Source organism: Pseudomonas sp. JS3066, from assembly GCF_036328175.1.
Taxonomy (GTDB): domain Bacteria; phylum Pseudomonadota; class Gammaproteobacteria; order Pseudomonadales; family Pseudomonadaceae; genus Metapseudomonas.
On sequence record NZ_CP143312.1, the window covers coordinates 3,278,001 to 3,294,543 of the forward strand.

Genomic DNA, 16,543 nt, shown 5'->3' on the forward strand with positions numbered 1-16,543 from the left:
GTAATCTCCTCGGGGGAATGAGTGCTTTCGATGGGCTCAAGATACCGGGGACGACTTAATTGAAGCTGAATTCCCATTAAGACTTGGGAAGGATCATTCATACCCTGAAGAAGCTTGGCCTTGACGGGGTGGCCACTATAATCGCTGCCTTGCTTTCAGGAGCCCTGTATGAGCGCCATCCAGATCAAGTTCCCTGCCCTCACCCTGCGCGCTGGACGCCGCGCCCAGGCGCACATTCGTGGGCAGGGCCTCAAGCCTGCCGATGTCGGCATCCTGCCGGGTGCGGCTGGCGGCCCCAAGGCACTGGGAATCCAGGGCCTGGACCTGGCGCTGTTTGGTGACTGGCTACCACGCTACCCGCGCGAACGCGCACTGATCGGTGCCTCCATCGGTTCCTGGCGTTTCGCCAGTGCCTGCCTGCCGAATTCAGTCGACGGTATTCGCCGGCTGGGCGAGCTCTACACCAGCCAACGCTTCCCCAAGGGCGTGAGCATGGCGGAAGTCAGTCGCCTCTGCGGCCTGATGCTGGACGACCTGCTCCAGGACCAGGATGCCCAGGTACTCGCCAACCCCCATTACCGCCTGAACGTGGTGGTGGTGAAGAGTCACGGCCTGCTTGCCCATGACCGGCGCAGTGCACTGGGGTTGGGGCTGTCATCGGTAATCGGCAGCAACCTGCTGGGCCGCCCGCATCTGGCTCGTCACTTCGAGCGGGTCATCCTCCACGATACGCGCCAGGCACCACCGCTGACGACGCTGTCCGATTTCCCCTCGCGCTATCACACGCTGGACGCGAGCAACCTGCGCCATGCCCTGCTCGCCTCCGGCTCGATCCCCATGGTGATGGAAGGCGTGCGCGATATCCCAGGCGCCGGACCAGGCACCTACCGCGATGGCGGCCTTCTCGACTATCACCTGGACCTGCCCTACAACCCGGGCGGCGTGGTGCTCTATCCGCACTTCACCGACAAGGTGGTACCCGGCTGGTTCGACAAGGGCCTGCCCTGGCGCAAGGGCAATGCCGAGCGGCTTCAGGACGTGCTGTTGATTTCTCCGTCACGCGAGTATCTGGCCACGCTACCTCATGGCAAACTGCCCGACCGCAAGGATTTCAAGCGCTATCTCGGCGACGATGCCGGGCGCGAACGCTATTGGCGCAAGGCCATGGCCGAAAGTCAGAGACTGGGCGACGAATTCCTCGAACTGGTGGACAGCGGGAAACTCGCGGAGCGATTGCAGAACCTATGACCTGAGACGCATGGAGCGAAAGGAGTACAGGGATGAAACTCGCTGTAGCCATCATTCATGGCATCGGCAACCAGCAGGACGCACGCAACGTCGAAGGGCAACACGCGTTCGCCCAGGGACTGATCGCGGGGCTGCGCAAGCGACTGGGCGTAGAGGCCGAGGATGTTGCGTTCCAGTCGCTCTACTGGGCGAACGTGCTGGACAAACGCGAGCTCGCCTACCTGGAGAAACTCGAACAGGAACCGGTGCGCTGGCGCTGGATGCGTCGCATGGTCACCCTCTTCCTCGGTGATGCCAGCGGCTACCGAAAAGTCAGCCAGGCGTACGACAACACTTACGAGCAGGTTCATCAGAGCGTACGCAACGGCCTTAACGCCCTGCGCGCCAAGGTAGGGCCGAACACCCCACTGGTAGTGCTGGCCCATTCTCTGGGCGGGCACATCATCTCCAACTACATCTGGGACCAGCAGAAGCTCAACGCCACCCCGAGCTGCCCGCGCGATCCCTTCCTCGCAATGGAGACCCTGGCCTGCCTGGTCACCTTCGGCTGCAATATCCCGCTCTTCACCTTCGCCTACGACCCGGTGCAGCCAATCCGTTTTCCAGGCCACTGCCTCGATGAACGCCTGACACGGGCCGCACGCTGGCTGAACGTCTATGCGCCGGCAGACCTGCTCGGCTACCCGCTGCGTCCGGTGCAGGGTTACGCCGCCGTAGTGCATGAGGACCGGCCACTGGCGGTGGGGTCGTGGTTCCGACGCCACACACCCTTGAGCCACCTGGAATACTGGAACGACGCGCGATTCCAGGACTACATCGCCCACCACCTGCGCGACATGCTGAACGCCTGCCCGGCCCCGTACGTGGCCCCGGAACCGGGTCAACCCGGCCTGCCGTCCAGCCTTGGCGTACACAGCAGTACCGCGTAGTACCTCAGGAACAAAGCAAAGGCTGCTATCCAGCAGAGCGCGGCCAACCAGAGGGCGTCAGACCCGGCCAGCGGCACCAGGACCACGCGAGCGAGAGCGCCCAGGTTGAGCAGCGCGAAAGCCACCCCCATTGCTCGCGACGGTTCCAAGGGCCGGCCACTGTGCCCAAGGCTTACACGGGCGATCATCGCCAGGATCAATCCTCCCATCGCACCGACACCCAATGCGTGCTGGGCCAGGCTTGGGTTGGCCAGGATGCCGAGGTGCCAGGCGGCCAATCCCAATGGCGCCGCAGCCAACCAGGCGAAGGCCAGGTGCAGCGGCCAGAGCAGCACGACCCGCCAGATTCCCGCGTCGTACCAGCGCGCGAGACGCAGCAGGTTTCCCAAGCCCAGGAGCATGCAAGGGATGGCCAGCCATGGCTCAGGCCGCAGCCCCAGGCCGGAGGCAAAGCTTGCCGCCAATAGAACGCCGCCCAGCAGCATGCTCCAGTCCAGCCAAGGCCAGGCCTTCACCTGCTGGGCTCGCCCCAGACCGCGCTGGGTGAAAAAGGGAATTACTCGCCCGCCGATCAACCCCATCAGCGCAGCGATGAGCCAGAGCGCCGCCAGCACACCTTGGCGCTGCAGTGCATCGCTGCCGTTCGCCAGCCCCCAGAGCACCAGTGCATCGGCCGTGGCGAGCAAGGTCAGCACCGCTACCACCGGATAGTTGCCGCGCTGGCGCACACGCCAGAGGCTGCGCCCCATCACAAAGGCAACGGCAGGCAGGAAAGTCAGCTCAAGGGCAATAACCAGTGCTACCGGCGCTCCCGATAGCCATGCCAGGCGAGCGGCCAGCCACAGCATCGCCAGGGCAGCCAGAGCGGGCCCACGCAAACCAGGATTGCCGGTCCAGTTCTGAACGGCGGTCAGCAAAAAGCCCGCAATGATGGCGCCACCGAAGCCGAACACCATTTCGTGCCGGTGCCAGGCGAGCCAGCCTCCGGTTGGCTGCCATGCGCTGGTCTGGTCATGTAGCGCCAGCAGCCAGATCAGCACGGCCACCAGGGCGAAAGCCGTGCCGAAGAGAAAGAAGGGACGGAAACCGAGGCGCCAGAGCGGCCGGATAGCCAACTCGCGAGAAGCATCAAGCAACTGCATAGGCCAGCCCTCGCTCTTCCTTGCGCATCTGGTATTGCGCGGTCAGCCGCATGACATAGCCGAGCTTGATCAGGGTCGGCCCGAGGATGACCATCCCGTGTGCGCCGATGAGCATCAGCAGCCCAAGGGAGGCATCCAGGTAATAAGCGCCGGCAATGCCCAGCACGAGCTGGAACAGGCCGGTCCAGAGGAACAGATGAGACAGTTGCAGCAAACGCTGGGGGCATCCGAACAGACTGATCATGATCTTGCACTCCTCGCTGGAAGGCCCGGCGCCGCCTTGGCGCCGGGCTGCTGTGGTCAGGCCTCCAGGGCGCTGGCCGGTCCAAAGAACTCGTAGTGGCACTGGCTCTCGGGCACGCCCAGATCACGCAGGTGCTTCTTCACCTGGGACATGAAGCCTTTCGGCCCGAGGAAGTACGCATCCAGGTCGCGCTCGGCGGGCAACCAATTGCCAAGCTGCTCACGGCTGAGGAAGCCGGTAGCATCGGGCTGGTCATCAGCATGCGGCTCGCTGTAGCAGAAGAAGCGATTGAGCTGCGGGATGGCGGCAACCTTCGTGTCGATCCAGTCGCGGAAGGCGTGTACAGCCCCGTTACGTGCGCAGTGGATGAAATGGATCGGCCGGCCGCTTTCCTCCGCTGCTTCCAGCATCGCCAATGCCGGGGTGATGCCTACACCTGCGGTGATCAGCACCAGGGGCTTGCTGCTGGGGCGCAGGACGAAGTCGCCAGCCGGGGCAAACAATTCGATGCGATCACCCACCTGGAGCTGGTCGTGCAGATAGTTGGACACCCGGCCGCCCTGTTCGCGCTTGACGCTGATGCGGTACTCGCGGCCGTTGCCAAGGGCTGACAGCGAGTAGTTGCGGCGCACTTCCTCGCCATCGAGGTTGAGGCGCAGACCGATGTACTGGCCAGGGATGAACTCCATCAGCTCACCACCATCTTCCGGAGCGAAGTAGAAGGAGGTGATTTCCGCGCTTTCCGCTTCCTTGCGCGCCAGGCGGAACCAACGTGCGCCACGCCAACCACCGGGGGCGGCAGCGCTGGCGGAGTAGATTTCTTCTTCGGCACCGATCAGCAGGTCAGCCAGTTGCTGATAGGCAGCGGCCCAGGCTTGGATGACTTCATCAGTCGCCACTTCGGCGCCCAGCACCTCACGGATGGCGCGCAGCAGGCAGCTGCCCACGATCGGATAGTGCTCGGGCAGGACCTGCAGAGCCACATGCTTGTTTATGATCTTGCCAACCAGCGGACCGAGGGCCTCGAGCTGGTCGATGTGACGGGCATACATCAGCACGCCGTTGGCAAGAGCGCGAGGCTGGTCGCCACTGGCCTGGTGGGCCTGGTTGAACAGCGGGCGCACTTCAGAGTGTTCACCCAGCATGATCTTGTAGAAGTGACTGGTGAGCGCTTCCCCGCCTGTCTCCAACAGGGGAACAGTGGATTTGACGATGGCACGTTGTTGGCTGGTGAGCATATGGACTCCGCTATCTGGGTTGGGTCTTTCTGCCTGTTCTATTCCAGCTTTCGTGCCAACTTTTTATTTCTTATAAATCAATAACTTATACCTTGAAGTGTTCTTTTGACTACACTAGCCGACGAGTCATATCGACATACCGGAGTCATAATGACAACTCACCCCCTCCTGCAGACGTTGATCCCACTGGTCAGTGATCTGTCCCGGGAGCTTCCCGAGCGCGAGCGCTATCGACGCCTCCTGGAAGCCCTGCGCGGGCTGCTGCCTTGCGACGCCACCGCCCTGCTCCGCCTGGACGGTGATCAATTGGTGCCAATGGCGGTGGACGGCCTCAGCCAGGACACCCTGGGGCGACGCTTCAAGGTCTCCGAGCACCCTCGGTTGCAAGCCCTGATGGATAACCGCGGCGTTACCCGCTTCGCCGCCGACTGCGGCTTGCCCGACCCCTACGACGGCCTGGTGGAAGGACACCAGGAGCATCTGGAAGTCCACGATTGCATGGGCTGCCCGCTTTACCTGGATGACCGCCCCTGGGGGGTGCTGACACTGGATGCCATGGACCCGTCGCGGTTCGACGGGCAGGACCTGGATGTCCTCGAAGGCTTCGCCAGCCTGGCCGCCGCTACGGTGAAAGCCACCGAACGCATGGAAACCCTCACCCGCCGCGCCCAGGACGAACAGCAACTGGCGGAGGCGTATCGCCAGGCAGCGGGCCAGGTCCGTTCGCCGGAAATGATCGGCCAGAGCGCCGCGCATAAAGCCCTGGTGGAAGAGATCAAGTTGGTGGGAGGCAGCGAACTCACGGTACTGATCAGCGGCGAAACCGGCGTCGGCAAGGAGCTTGTAGCCCAGTCCATCCACGGCCGCTCACTGCGCTCCCGACATCCGCTGATCAGTCTCAACTGCGCGGCCCTGCCTGATACGTTGGTGGAGAGCGAACTGTTCGGCCATGTGCGCGGCGCGTTTTCCGGCGCGGTGAATGATCGCAAGGGCAAGTTCGAACTGGCCAACGAAGGCACGCTGTTCCTCGATGAGGTTGGCGAACTGCCGTTGGCAATCCAGGCCAAGCTGCTGCGCGTGCTGCAGAGCGGACAATTGCAGCGCGTGGGCTCGGACAGGGAGCACCGGGTCAATGTGCGCGTCATTGCCGCCACCAACCGCGACCTGGCGGAGGAGGTGCGCGCCGGTCGTTTCCGTGCCGACCTCTATCACCGTCTCAGTGTCTATCCCTTGCGCGTCCCTCCCCTTCGGGAACGCGGCCGCGATGTGCTGCTGCTGACCGGTTTCTTCCTCGAAGAAAATCGGGCCAGACTCGGACTGCGCAGCCTGCGCCTTAGTCAGGATGCCCAGGCAGCCCTTCTCGGTTATGACTGGCCCGGCAACGTGCGAGAACTTGAGCATCTGATCGGACGCGCCGCCCTCAAGGCACTGGCAGCGTGCGCCGAGAGGCCCCGCATCCTCACGCTGACCGCCAGCGATCTCGCACTGCCGAGCAGCCAGCCCACCGCTGCCAGTAACCCGATAGAAGCACCTACAGCATTGGCGGTAGGCGATCTGCGCGAAGCGGTTGACCAGTACCAGCGTCAGCTGATCCTGGCCAGCCTGGAGAGCCACCAGCAGAACTGGGCCGCGGCAGCCCGCGAACTAGGGCTGGACCGGGCCAACCTGCTGCGTCTGGCCAAGCGGCTGGGAATCAAATGAAGGGCTAGCTCGTCCGACAGCGCCTGTCTTTTCGGTCAGGCCGTCGGAGAGCTGGTAAAATCGAGGCTTTCCTGCTTAGGCCAGATTACTGGCCGTCACTTCAAGAGCGTTACTTCTGTGGAAATTTTCAAGGAATTCATCTTCGAAGCCGCGCATCGGCTTCCTCACGTGCCCGCTGGCCACAAGTGCGGTCGCCTTCACGGCCACTCCTTCCGTGTAGCTATTTACATCGAGGGCGAGCCCGATCCCCATACCGGCTGGATTCGCGATTTCTCCGAGCTCAAGGCAATCTTCAAGCCGCTCTACGAACAGCTCGATCACAACTACCTCAATGAGATCCCCGGCCTGGAAAACCCCACCAGCGAAGTCCTCGCCAAATGGATCTGGCAGGAACTCAAGCCCTTGCTCCCGGAGCTCTCCCGCATTCGCATTCACGAAACCTGCACCAGTGGTTGCGAGTACCGCGGCGACTGACAGTTCCAGAATGCAAAAAGGCCACCTTACTAGGTGGCCTTTTTTATGGGCGCGTATGTCGTTCTACGCTCCAAGCACATCGTTTGCTGATCGTAGGAAGCTCAACACCGCTGGAGTCGTGGATCGCTCCCCCGAAAATTCCCGCACACAAAAGACAAACCCCCGAACCGTTTCACGATTCAGGGGTTTGGGATAGAAGCTTGACGATGACCTACTCTCACATGGAGAAGCTCCACACTACCATCGGCGATGCGTCGTTTCACTACTGAGTTCGGGATGGGATCAGGTGGTTCCAACGCTCTATGGTCGTCAAGCAATTCGGTTGGGATCTCGTCACATGACGCAATCCCGAAATCTATGGCTTTCACTAATAGACAAACCCCCGAACCGTTTTCACGGATCGGGGGTTTGGGATAGAAGCTTGACGATGACCTACTCTCACATGGAGAAGCTCCACACTACCATCGGCGATGCGTCGTTTCACTGCTGAGTTCGGGATGGGATCAGGTGGTTCCAACGCTCTATGGTCGTCAAGCAATTCGGTTGGGGTCTCGTCTGCGACGCGACCCCGAATCAGGTATGTGACAGTCTGTTTTGCGGTTCAGGCCAATTTTCGGTCTGTCGACTTCAACCAGTCGCACCCACAATCACCAGATTGTTTGGGTGTTATATGGTCAAGCCTCACGGGCAATTAGTATTGGTTAGCTCAACGCCTCACAGCGCTTACACACCCAACCTATCAACGTCGTAGTCTTCGACGGCCCTTTAGGGGATTCAAGATCCCAGTGAGATCTCATCTTGAGGCGAGTTTCCCGCTTAGATGCTTTCAGCGGTTATCTCTTCCGAACATAGCTACCCGGCAATGCCACTGGCGTGACAACCGGAACACCAGAGGTTCGTCCACTCCGGTCCTCTCGTACTAGGAGCAGCCCCTCTCAAATCTCAAACGTCCACGGCAGATAGGGACCGAACTGTCTCACGACGTTCTAAACCCAGCTCGCGTACCACTTTAAATGGCGAACAGCCATACCCTTGGGACCGGCTTCAGCCCCAGGATGTGATGAGCCGACATCGAGGTGCCAAACACCGCCGTCGATATGAACTCTTGGGCGGTATCAGCCTGTTATCCCCGGAGTACCTTTTATCCGTTGAGCGATGGCCCTTCCATACAGAACCACCGGATCACTAAGACCTACTTTCGTACCTGCTCGACGTGTCTGTCTCGCAGTCAAGCGCGCTTTTGCCTTTATACTCTGCGACCGATTTCCGACCGGTCTGAGCGCACCTTCGTACTCCTCCGTTACTCTTTAGGAGGAGACCGCCCCAGTCAAACTGCCCACCATACACTGTCCTCGATCCGGATGACGGACCAGAGTTAGAACCTCAAGCATGCCAGGGTGGTATTTCAAGGATGGCTCCACGAGAACTGGCGTCCTCGCTTCAAAGCCTCCCACCTATCCTACACAAGCAGGCTCAAAGTCCAGTGCAAAGCTACAGTAAAGGTTCACGGGGTCTTTCCGTCTAGCCGCGGATACACTGCATCTTCACAGCGATTTCAATTTCACTGAGTCTCGGGTGGAGACAGCGCCGCCATCGTTACGCCATTCGTGCAGGTCGGAACTTACCCGACAAGGAATTTCGCTACCTTAGGACCGTTATAGTTACGGCCGCCGTTTACCGGGGCTTCGATCAAGAGCTTCGCTTGCGCTAACCCCATCAATTAACCTTCCGGCACCGGGCAGGCGTCACACCCTATACGTCCACTTTCGTGTTTGCAGAGTGCTGTGTTTTTAATAAACAGTCGCAGCGGCCTGGTATCTTCGACCGGCATGGGCTTACGCAGTAAATGCTTCACCCTCACCGGCGCACCTTCTCCCGAAGTTACGGTGCCATTTTGCCTAGTTCCTTCACCCGAGTTCTCTCAAGCGCCTTGGTATTCTCTACCCAACCACCTGTGTCGGTTTGGGGTACGGTTCCTAGTTATCTGAAGCTTAGAGGCTTTTCCTGGAAGCATGGCATCAACCACTTCGTGTTCTAAAAGAACACTCGTCATCAGCTCTCGGCCTTGAACACCCGGATTTGCCTAAGTGTTCGGCCTACCACCTTAAACTTGGACAACCAACGCCAAGCTGGCCTAGCCTTCTCCGTCCCCCCATCGCAATAACTAGAAGTACGGGAATATTAACCCGTTTCCCATCGACTACGCATTTCTGCCTCGCCTTAGGGGCCGACTCACCCTGCGTCGATTAACGTTGCGCAGGAACCCTTGGTCTTTCGGCGTGCGAGTTTTTCACTCGCATTGTCGTTACTCATGTCAGCATTCGCACTTCTGATACCTCCAGCAAGCTTCTCAACTCACCTTCACAGGCTTACAGAACGCTCCTCTACCGCTCGTCTTACGACGAACCCGTAGCTTCGGTGTCTAGTTTGAGCCCCGTTACATCTTCCGCGCAGGCCGACTCGACTAGTGAGCTATTACGCTTTCTTTAAAGGGTGGCTGCTTCTAAGCCAACCTCCTAGCTGTCTAAGCCTTCCCACATCGTTTCCCACTTAACTAGAACTTTGGGACCTTAGCTGACGGTCTGGGTTGTTTCCCTTTTCACGACGGACGTTAGCACCCGCCGTGTGTCTCCCACGCTGACACTTCCAGGTATTCGGAGTTTGCATCGGTTTGGTAAGTCGGGATGACCCCCTAGCCGAAACAGTGCTCTACCCCCTGGAGTGATACGTGAGGCGCTACCTAAATAGCTTTCGAGGAGAACCAGCTATCTCCGAGCTTGATTAGCCTTTCACTCCGATCCACAGGTCATCCGCTAACTTTTCAACGGTAGTCGGTTCGGTCCTCCAGTCAGTGTTACCTAACCTTCAACCTGCCCATGGATAGATCGCCCGGTTTCGGGTCTATACCCAGCGACTAAACGCCCTATTAAGACTCGCTTTCGCTACGCCTCCCCTATTCGGTTAAGCTCGCCACTGAATATAAGTCGCTGACCCATTATACAAAAGGTACGCAGTCACCTAACAAAGTAGGCTCCCACTGCTTGTACGCATACGGTTTCAGGTTCTATTTCACTCCCCTCTCCGGGGTTCTTTTCGCCTTTCCCTCACGGTACTGGTTCACTATCGGTCAGTCAGTAGTATTTAGCCTTGGAGGATGGTCCCCCCATATTCAGACAAAGTTTCACGTGCTCCGTCCTACTCGATTTCACTTCCTGGACCCTTTCGCGTACGGGGCTATCACCCACTATGGCCGCACTTTCCAGAGCGTTCCGCTAAAATCCAAGAAGCTTAAGGGCTAATCCCCGTTCGCTCGCCACTACTAAGGGAATCTCGGTTGATTTCTGTTCCTCAGGGTACTTAGATGTTTCAGTTCCCCTGGTTCGCCTCTTGCACCTATGGATTCAGTACAAGATACCTAGGTTATCCTAGGTGGGTTCCCCCATTCAGAGATCTCCGGATCAAAGTCTGTTTGCCGACTCCCCGAAGCTTATCGCAGGCTACCACGTCTTTCATCGCCTCTGACTGCCAAGGCATCCACCGTATGCGCTTCTTCACTTGACCATATAACCCCAAGCAATCTGCTCGTGATCATAGGGGTGAAGACGACATTCGCCGAAAATTCGCGCTTGAACTCGCAAATTTTTACCTTGAATTATTGAGTGCAGTGAAACACTCAACAAGTCACTTCTATCACATACCCGAATTTTTAAAGAACGATTCTGAAGCAAAGTTCAGAATTCAATATCCCACCCGGGATATTCAATTCTGGACTCTTGGTCAGCCTGGAGATGGTGGAGCCAAGGAGGATCGAACTCCTGACCTCCTGCGTGCAAAGCAGGCGCTCTCCCAGCTGAGCTATGGCCCCAATGTCAACCGGTCATACGACCCCGCGACAATTGGTGGGTCTGGGCAGATTCGAACTGCCGACCTCACCCTTATCAGGGGTGCGCTCTAACCAACTGAGCTACAGACCCAATCGCCTTCGCAATTGAATCAAGCAATTCGTGTGGGAACTTATGAAGAAGCTGAAGTCTTCGATTAAGGAGGTGATCCAGCCGCAGGTTCCCCTACGGCTACCTTGTTACGACTTCACCCCAGTCATGAATCACTCCGTGGTAACCGTCCCCCTTGCGGTTAGACTAGCTACTTCTGGAGCAACCCACTCCCATGGTGTGACGGGCGGTGTGTACAAGGCCCGGGAACGTATTCACCGTGACATTCTGATTCACGATTACTAGCGATTCCGACTTCACGCAGTCGAGTTGCAGACTGCGATCCGGACTACGATCGGTTTTATGGGATTAGCTCCACCTCGCGGTTTGGCAACCCTTTGTACCGACCATTGTAGCACGTGTGTAGCCCTGGCCGTAAGGGCCATGATGACTTGACGTCATCCCCACCTTCCTCCGGTTTGTCACCGGCAGTCTCCTTAGAGTGCCCACCATAACGTGCTGGTAACTAAGGACAAGGGTTGCGCTCGTTACGGGACTTAACCCAACATCTCACGACACGAGCTGACGACAGCCATGCAGCACCTGTGTCTGAGTTCCCGAAGGCACCAATCCATCTCTGGAAAGTTCTCAGCATGTCAAGGCCAGGTAAGGTTCTTCGCGTTGCTTCGAATTAAACCACATGCTCCACCGCTTGTGCGGGCCCCCGTCAATTCATTTGAGTTTTAACCTTGCGGCCGTACTCCCCAGGCGGTCGACTTATCGCGTTAGCTTCGCCACTAAGATCTCAAGGATCCCAACGGCTAGTCGACATCGTTTACGGCGTGGACTACCAGGGTATCTAATCCTGTTTGCTCCCCACGCTTTCGCACCTCAGTGTCAGTATCAGTCCAGGTAGTCGCCTTCGCCACTGGTGTTCCTTCCTATATCTACGCATTTCACCGCTACACAGGAAATTCCACTACCCTCTACCGTACTCTAGCTCAGTAGTTTTGGAGGCAGTTCCCAGGTTGAGCCCGGGGATTTCACCTCCAACTTGCTGAACCACCTACGCGCGCTTTACGCCCAGTAATTCCGATTAACGCTTGCACCCTTCGTATTACCGCGGCTGCTGGCACGAAGTTAGCCGGTGCTTATTCTGTTGGTAACGTCAAAACAACCAGGTATTAACTAGCTGCCCTTCCTCCCAACTTAAAGTGCTTTACAATCCGAAGACCTTCTTCACACACGCGGCATGGCTGGATCAGGCTTTCGCCCATTGTCCAATATTCCCCACTGCTGCCTCCCGTAGGAGTCTGGACCGTGTCTCAGTTCCAGTGTGACTGATCATCCTCTCAGACCAGTTACGGATCGTCGCCTTGGTGAGCCATTACCCCACCAACTAGCTAATCCGACCTAGGCTCATCTGATAGCGTGAGGTCCGAAGATCCCCCACTTTCTCCCGTAGGACGTATGCGGTATTAGCGTCCGTTTCCGAACGTTATCCCCCACTACCAGGCAGATTCCTAGGCATTACTCACCCGTCCGCCGCTCGCCGGCATCCCGAAGGACCCGCTGCCGCTCGACTTGCATGTGTTAGGCCTGCCGCCAGCGTTCAATCTGAGCCATGATCAAACTCTTCAGTTCAATACTGCTTGGGTTTTGAGAAAACCCTAAACTTGGCTCAGCAATCGCAAATAAACTCTCGAATTCACGAGTGTTACTTGTGATGCTGATAATCAGTTGACTACCAGTCTTACCTCACAAGCACCCACACGAATTGCTTGATTCAGTTGTTAAAGAGCGTTTCGATCAAGTCTTTCGTCTCAACCGAGGCCGCGCATTCTACAGCAGCCTTTCTTACTGTCAAGCTGTTTTTCGAAAATCTCTTTTCTACTCAACCGCTTGCGCTTTCGATCCGATTCACTCTTCTCGTCAGCGGGAGGCGCATTCTACAGCGTTGAAAGTCGCTGTCAACACCTCGGCGATCATCTTCTGGCCGACCTCTCGGAAGACCGAAGCGACAAGCACTACCACCGCCTGCCGATCACCCTCCCCGCGCCTAACTACAGCTAAGTGCTTGATTTTCAAGCATTTCATCTGCTCCGTCGCTGGGAGAGGTGCGCATTATAGGGATGCAGAATCTGCCGTCAACACCTTTCCTGAAACCTTTTTGTCATTACGGCAGGAAAGCCGCAGTACCACCTTCCGCCTCTATAAATAGAAGCGCCGCCCGAAGGCGGCGCTAGCGATGGGTCTCCGAAGGCTTCAGCGCTGCAACCAGGCTTCAGCTTCCGCCGCTTGTTGCGAGCCGAAAGCCTTGATCGTCAATCCCGGAATCAGCGCCCCCTCAACCTCGCTCACCTTCCTCACCCATCCCGTGTCGGCCACCACCGCCATGCGATCAAATCGACGGACCACCTTGAACAGCTGTGGAATGTGAGAGACCTCAACGGCCATGGCGCCAAGCGTCGGCATATCGAATTTGCCTATCCGATAGAGCATTCGGCCGTGGGCGATGCCTTCGGACTGCTGCGACAACTGATTGATCGCAGCGCGCATGTCATCGCTATCGAGTTTTCCCGCAAGTTCGACGTCTACGCGGTTCTCGCCATTTCGCATTACCTGGAACATAGGAGCACCTCCATGCAGGAGTGTACTTTTCACGATACGCCGCCTGCAGGAAACGACAAGGCGATAACAACAGCATGAAGATTGGCGAACGGATCGAAGCCGAAATGAAGCGGCGTGCCTGGAGCAAGGAGAAGCTGGCCCGGGAGGCAGCCATCACGCAACAGACCGCTCAACAAATCATAAGGGTGAGTCCAAGAGCCCACGCCAAGAGAACAACCACGTGATTTTCAAGGCGCTCAGCTTCACGTGGTGACGTGGTTGAACCACCTGTTCATCAAGCGCAACCAGGTCCCAAATGCAGACCACTTCAAGCTAATCTCTGACAACGACAGGTAGGAGAACCAGACCGTCAAGATTGAGGACGGGGTATTCCACACCAAAGGGCTGCTGATCTGGAATGCCCGAAAGGGTTAAGCCAATACCGACTAGGACATCGCCATGCGCGCTACTCTGCTGTTTCTCACTGCTGTGCTGGTCACTGGCTGTGCAACCGACGCACCGGAGGACCTGTCTGCTGCACCACTTGCGATTCCCACAGACTCGCGTACGCAGCTGATCGTCAATTTCAAAGCGGGCAACCAGGTGTTCAGGAATGCTCACTGGGATCGGTTTAAAGCCTCTTGGCGTGCTGCCATCGAGAAGGAAGCGTCCTCTTACGGGTATTCCGTAACCGAACAGGTTGGGCCCATTACCACCACGTCTACGCCGGGCTTGCTCCTGGTAATCAAAGTGGACGACTTCCTCTATGTCTCCGACCCCGAGAGCGACGAGGACGCCTGGGTGGATGCGAGAGTCATCTACCTCGATTCGCAGACCGCCAAGGAATACGGAGAGCGCAGCTACAACACCAATGCCTCTTCCTGGGAAAGCACTTCCGCCGCAATGACTAATGAACAGGTTCAGGCTCTAGCCAAGCGCATGGTCGATGAAATCCGCCCTCCCGAAACCTCTCCAAGCGCCCCTCCACCCGCTCCAGCCGCCCAGATTGCGACGGGCCATGAGCAAGGGAAGCAGCAACAACTGGAGCAGCTCAATCGCGAAAGGCTGAGCTACGAGGAGTACCAGAAGCGGTATCGGGAGATTGTGGGACAGTGAGCAGTGCGAGAACCAGACGACCATGACCCTGACTGGTCGAGGCTCCACAAGACGGCAGGTCCATGCGGCAAGGAGCAAGCTGACTTTCTTTATGCGCGAGCCCGCTCACCTGCCGTTTGCACAGAGCGCTGGCGAATCTGAGTCTCGCCGCGTGGGCCCGGACATTATTAATGTGTGGCCTCCTCGCTTCCTCGCCAACGTGTCCAGTTGCGAGATTTACACGACAAATGGCCTTGAACGCTTAAGCAGCTGGCGTACTCGGAATATGTGTGAGGCAGCGATCAGCGAAGTTCCCTGCTGGAATCATCAGACTCGGTCTGGGGCCCCTGCCACAGCTCACTGACCACTGCCTCTCCGGACCGCGGCGCATCTCAATGATCGCTGCGGTTTCTCGTGCACCTCACTTCGCTCGGTCTAGTGGGCAAGTACGTTTCCAAGAACGCGGCACCGCGCAAGGTCTATGAATCAAAGCTGGTCGGCGCAATCACCCGTAGCCGTTTCTCACACATGTTCACCGGTTCGGGCTCATTCATCGACACCGAACCGAACATGTTCGACATGCTGATCGTTGACGAGGCTCACCGCCTCAATGAAAAGAGCGGTCTGTATGGAAACTTGGGCGAGAACCAGATCAAGAAGCTGATTGATGCAGCCAAGTGCACGATCTTCTTCATCGACGAAGATCAGCGCGTCACGCTCAGCGACATTGGCAGTAAGCAATCCATCAAGGAATTCGCGGAAGCCAAAGGCGCCATAGTCGAGGAGTTCAACCTGGCATCGCAGTTCCGTTGCAGCGGCTCGGACGGCTACCTGGCTTGGCTGGACGACGTGCTGGACATCCGCCCCACCGCCAACAAGCAGCTCAACGGCATCAAGTATGAGTTCGAGGTGTTCGATACACCCGAGGAGCTGATGCAGCCATCGACGCAAAGAACAGCGCCAACAAGGCACGTGTAGTCGCCGGTTGCCCGCAGAAAGGCTGGAAGCGCTGACTTCACCAATGAACGATGAACACGCAGTAAGCCGGCATTACCCAGCATTGCGTCCAATTCCTTGCGTGGCCAAATCGCGCATACGAAAAAGGCCAGTTCATTTCTGAACCGGCCTTTCTCTGAATATGGTCGGGACGGAGTGATTCGAACACTCGACCCCTTGCACCCCATGCAGCGGACCAAAGACACCTAAGCCCATGATTCCGCAAAGGAATCGATCAAATCCAGGGCGCCAAACTACAGCCTTTTTTGTGCTTTTGCAAACGATGCAATGCGGCCTCCAGAGGAGGTTTTGCGCACGCTGTCGCGACATTTCCTTATGATGCCAACCGGGGTCTAGAGGGGGCTACAGGGCAGGAAAACCGGGGCTTTCGCACCCGCGACATTCCCCCAAATCCCCTCCTTTCCCCAGCGATTGGTACAGAAATTGGTATTTGCCAATCGCCCCTCTCGCCCGTTCTGGGCACTCCCCTCCCCCCGCGCTTGCACCGTAGCCTCAGAAAGCCACATCACCAAACGTAGCCTTGAAAGGCTACGCAACTCGGGCGGCACTAGCGATCACTCAGGCGGCGAAGTTCCCTGGGGTGCCAGGCGCCTTTGGCCAAGCGCTGCCTCACGTGGGATGCGAACTGTTCCGCACTGAGGTCAATCGGCCTCCGGTGCCTGGCCTGATTGCAGAACCGGCATGCCGCCACGATGTTGCACCGCTCTGCCCCGCCGCCATCCTTGTGCGCCACCAGGTGCTCACCGGTACAGCGCAATGCCTGCACCTGGCCCACGGTCAGCCCATGACGGGTGGCGAACTGTTCGGGATTGGACTGCCACATGGGCAGGTGGCAGTAATAGCAGCGACCACGCTGGGCCTTGAAGGCCTGGGCGCGGGGTGTCGCGAGGGATTTTCGGGCAGACATGGCCGA

The 16,543-nt window shown here is 58.0% G+C and carries 10 protein-coding genes, 2 tRNA genes, 4 rRNA genes and 1 pseudogene; 6 read left to right on the forward strand and 11 right to left on the reverse strand.

What is annotated here, in order from left to right; genetic code table 11:
- Window positions 1–168 precede the first annotated feature (168 nt).
- Window positions 169–1,248 carry a patatin-like phospholipase family protein gene (locus SA496_RS15400; protein ID WP_120650432.1) on the forward strand — a complete coding sequence of 360 codons (1,080 nt, stop codon included), beginning with the start codon at window positions 169–171 and terminating at the stop codon, window positions 1,246–1,248.
- A 32-nt stretch (window positions 1,249–1,280) separates the two neighbouring features.
- Window positions 1,281–2,177, forward strand: a complete 897-nt coding sequence (locus tag SA496_RS15405) for a hypothetical protein (protein WP_153920765.1) — start codon at window positions 1,281–1,283, stop codon at window positions 2,175–2,177.
- Here SA496_RS15405 and SA496_RS15410 read toward each other — a convergent pair.
- From SA496_RS15410 to hmpA, 3 genes are read right to left on the reverse strand one after another with little or no spacing between them, the layout of a single operon-like run.
- On the reverse strand, window positions 2,129–3,319 hold the full coding sequence (locus SA496_RS15410; RefSeq protein ID WP_330114063.1) for an NnrS family protein: 1,191 nt from the start codon (window positions 3,317–3,319) through the stop codon (window positions 2,129–2,131). The two genes, SA496_RS15405 and SA496_RS15410, sit on opposite strands and share 49 nt — an antisense overlap.
- A complete protein-coding gene (locus SA496_RS15415; protein WP_120650426.1) occupies window positions 3,306–3,563 on the reverse strand; it encodes a transmembrane sensor/regulator PpyR in 258 nt (85 codons plus the stop codon). The genes SA496_RS15410 and SA496_RS15415 overlap by 14 nt, the downstream gene beginning before the upstream one ends.
- 56 nt (window positions 3,564–3,619) lie before the next feature.
- Window positions 3,620–4,801, reverse strand: a complete 1,182-nt coding sequence (gene hmpA, locus SA496_RS15420) for an NO-inducible flavohemoprotein (protein ID WP_120650424.1) — start codon at window positions 4,799–4,801, stop codon at window positions 3,620–3,622.
- A 150-nt stretch (window positions 4,802–4,951) separates the two neighbouring features.
- Here hmpA and norR point away from each other — a divergent pair, with 150 nt between their 5' ends.
- Complete coding sequence (gene norR / locus SA496_RS15425; protein WP_330114064.1) at window positions 4,952–6,502, forward strand: nitric oxide reductase transcriptional regulator NorR; 1,551 nt, start codon at window positions 4,952–4,954, stop codon at window positions 6,500–6,502.
- Between the two features lie 117 nt (window positions 6,503–6,619).
- Window positions 6,620–6,976 (forward strand): 6-carboxytetrahydropterin synthase QueD, encoded by a 357-nt coding sequence (gene queD / locus SA496_RS15430; protein ID WP_120650420.1) that lies wholly within the window; start codon window positions 6,620–6,622, stop codon window positions 6,974–6,976.
- Window positions 6,977–7,174: 198 nt separating this feature from the next.
- On the opposite strand, the gene rrf (SA496_RS15435) is transcribed toward queD, so the two are convergent.
- From rrf (SA496_RS15435) to SA496_RS15465, 7 genes are all read right to left on the reverse strand, one after another.
- Window positions 7,175–7,290 (reverse strand): 5S ribosomal RNA (gene rrf / locus SA496_RS15435).
- A 105-nt stretch (window positions 7,291–7,395) separates the two neighbouring features.
- Window positions 7,396–7,511: ribosomal RNA gene (rrf, locus tag SA496_RS15440) — 5S ribosomal RNA — on the reverse strand.
- Window positions 7,512–7,646: 135 nt separating this feature from the next.
- Window positions 7,647–10,537 (reverse strand): 23S ribosomal RNA (locus tag SA496_RS15445).
- Window positions 10,538–10,765: 228 nt separating this feature from the next.
- Window positions 10,766–10,841: transfer RNA gene (locus SA496_RS15450), tRNA-Ala, on the reverse strand.
- A gap of 32 nt (window positions 10,842–10,873) precedes the next feature.
- A tRNA-Ile gene (locus SA496_RS15455) sits at window positions 10,874–10,950 on the reverse strand.
- Window positions 10,951–11,015: 65 nt separating this feature from the next.
- Window positions 11,016–12,552, reverse strand: a 16S ribosomal RNA gene (locus SA496_RS15460).
- The 16S, 23S and 5S rRNA genes sit together here with 2 tRNA genes alongside, the layout of an rRNA operon.
- A 621-nt stretch (window positions 12,553–13,173) precedes the next feature.
- Window positions 13,174–13,539, reverse strand: a complete 366-nt coding sequence (locus SA496_RS15465) for an STAS/SEC14 domain-containing protein (RefSeq protein ID WP_330114065.1) — start codon at window positions 13,537–13,539, stop codon at window positions 13,174–13,176.
- A 438-nt stretch (window positions 13,540–13,977) separates the two neighbouring features.
- On the opposite strand from SA496_RS15465, the gene SA496_RS15470 reads away from it, so the two are divergent.
- Together SA496_RS15470 and SA496_RS15475 are read left to right on the forward strand one after the other, a co-directional pair.
- Window positions 13,978–14,634, forward strand: coding sequence for a hypothetical protein (locus SA496_RS15470; protein WP_330114066.1), 657 nt, complete (start codon window positions 13,978–13,980; stop codon window positions 14,632–14,634).
- Window positions 14,635–15,024: 390 nt separating this feature from the next.
- A pseudogene (locus tag SA496_RS15475) lies at window positions 15,025–15,599 on the forward strand (DNA/RNA helicase domain-containing protein); the annotation flags it as partial.
- 578 nt (window positions 15,600–16,177) lie between these two features.
- Here SA496_RS15475 and SA496_RS15480 read toward each other — a convergent pair.
- Window positions 16,178–16,537, reverse strand: coding sequence for an HNH endonuclease (locus SA496_RS15480; protein WP_330114067.1), 360 nt, complete (start codon window positions 16,535–16,537; stop codon window positions 16,178–16,180).
- Between the last annotated feature and the right edge of the window lie 6 nt (window positions 16,538–16,543).

Bases quoted from the DNA above. Each gene is read 5' to 3' on its own strand.
- SA496_RS15400 (WP_120650432.1), top strand. From the start codon at position 169: ATGAGCGCCATCCAGATCAAGTTCCCTGCCCTCACCCTGCGCGCTGGA.
- SA496_RS15405 (WP_153920765.1), top strand. From the start codon at position 1,281: ATGAAACTCGCTGTAGCCATCATTCATGGCATCGGCAACCAGCAGGAC.
- SA496_RS15410 (WP_330114063.1), bottom strand. From the start codon at position 3,319: ATGCAGTTGCTTGATGCTTCTCGCGAGTTGGCTATCCGGCCGCTCTGG.
- SA496_RS15415 (WP_120650426.1), bottom strand. From the start codon at position 3,563: ATGATCAGTCTGTTCGGATGCCCCCAGCGTTTGCTGCAACTGTCTCAT.
- hmpA (WP_120650424.1), bottom strand. From the start codon at position 4,801: ATGCTCACCAGCCAACAACGTGCCATCGTCAAATCCACTGTTCCCCTG.
- norR (WP_330114064.1), top strand. From the start codon at position 4,952: ATGACAACTCACCCCCTCCTGCAGACGTTGATCCCACTGGTCAGTGAT.
- SA496_RS15465 (WP_330114065.1), bottom strand. From the start codon at position 13,539: ATGTTCCAGGTAATGCGAAATGGCGAGAACCGCGTAGACGTCGAACTT.
- SA496_RS15470 (WP_330114066.1), top strand. From the start codon at position 13,978: ATGCGCGCTACTCTGCTGTTTCTCACTGCTGTGCTGGTCACTGGCTGT.
- SA496_RS15480 (WP_330114067.1), bottom strand. From the start codon at position 16,537: ATGTCTGCCCGAAAATCCCTCGCGACACCCCGCGCCCAGGCCTTCAAG.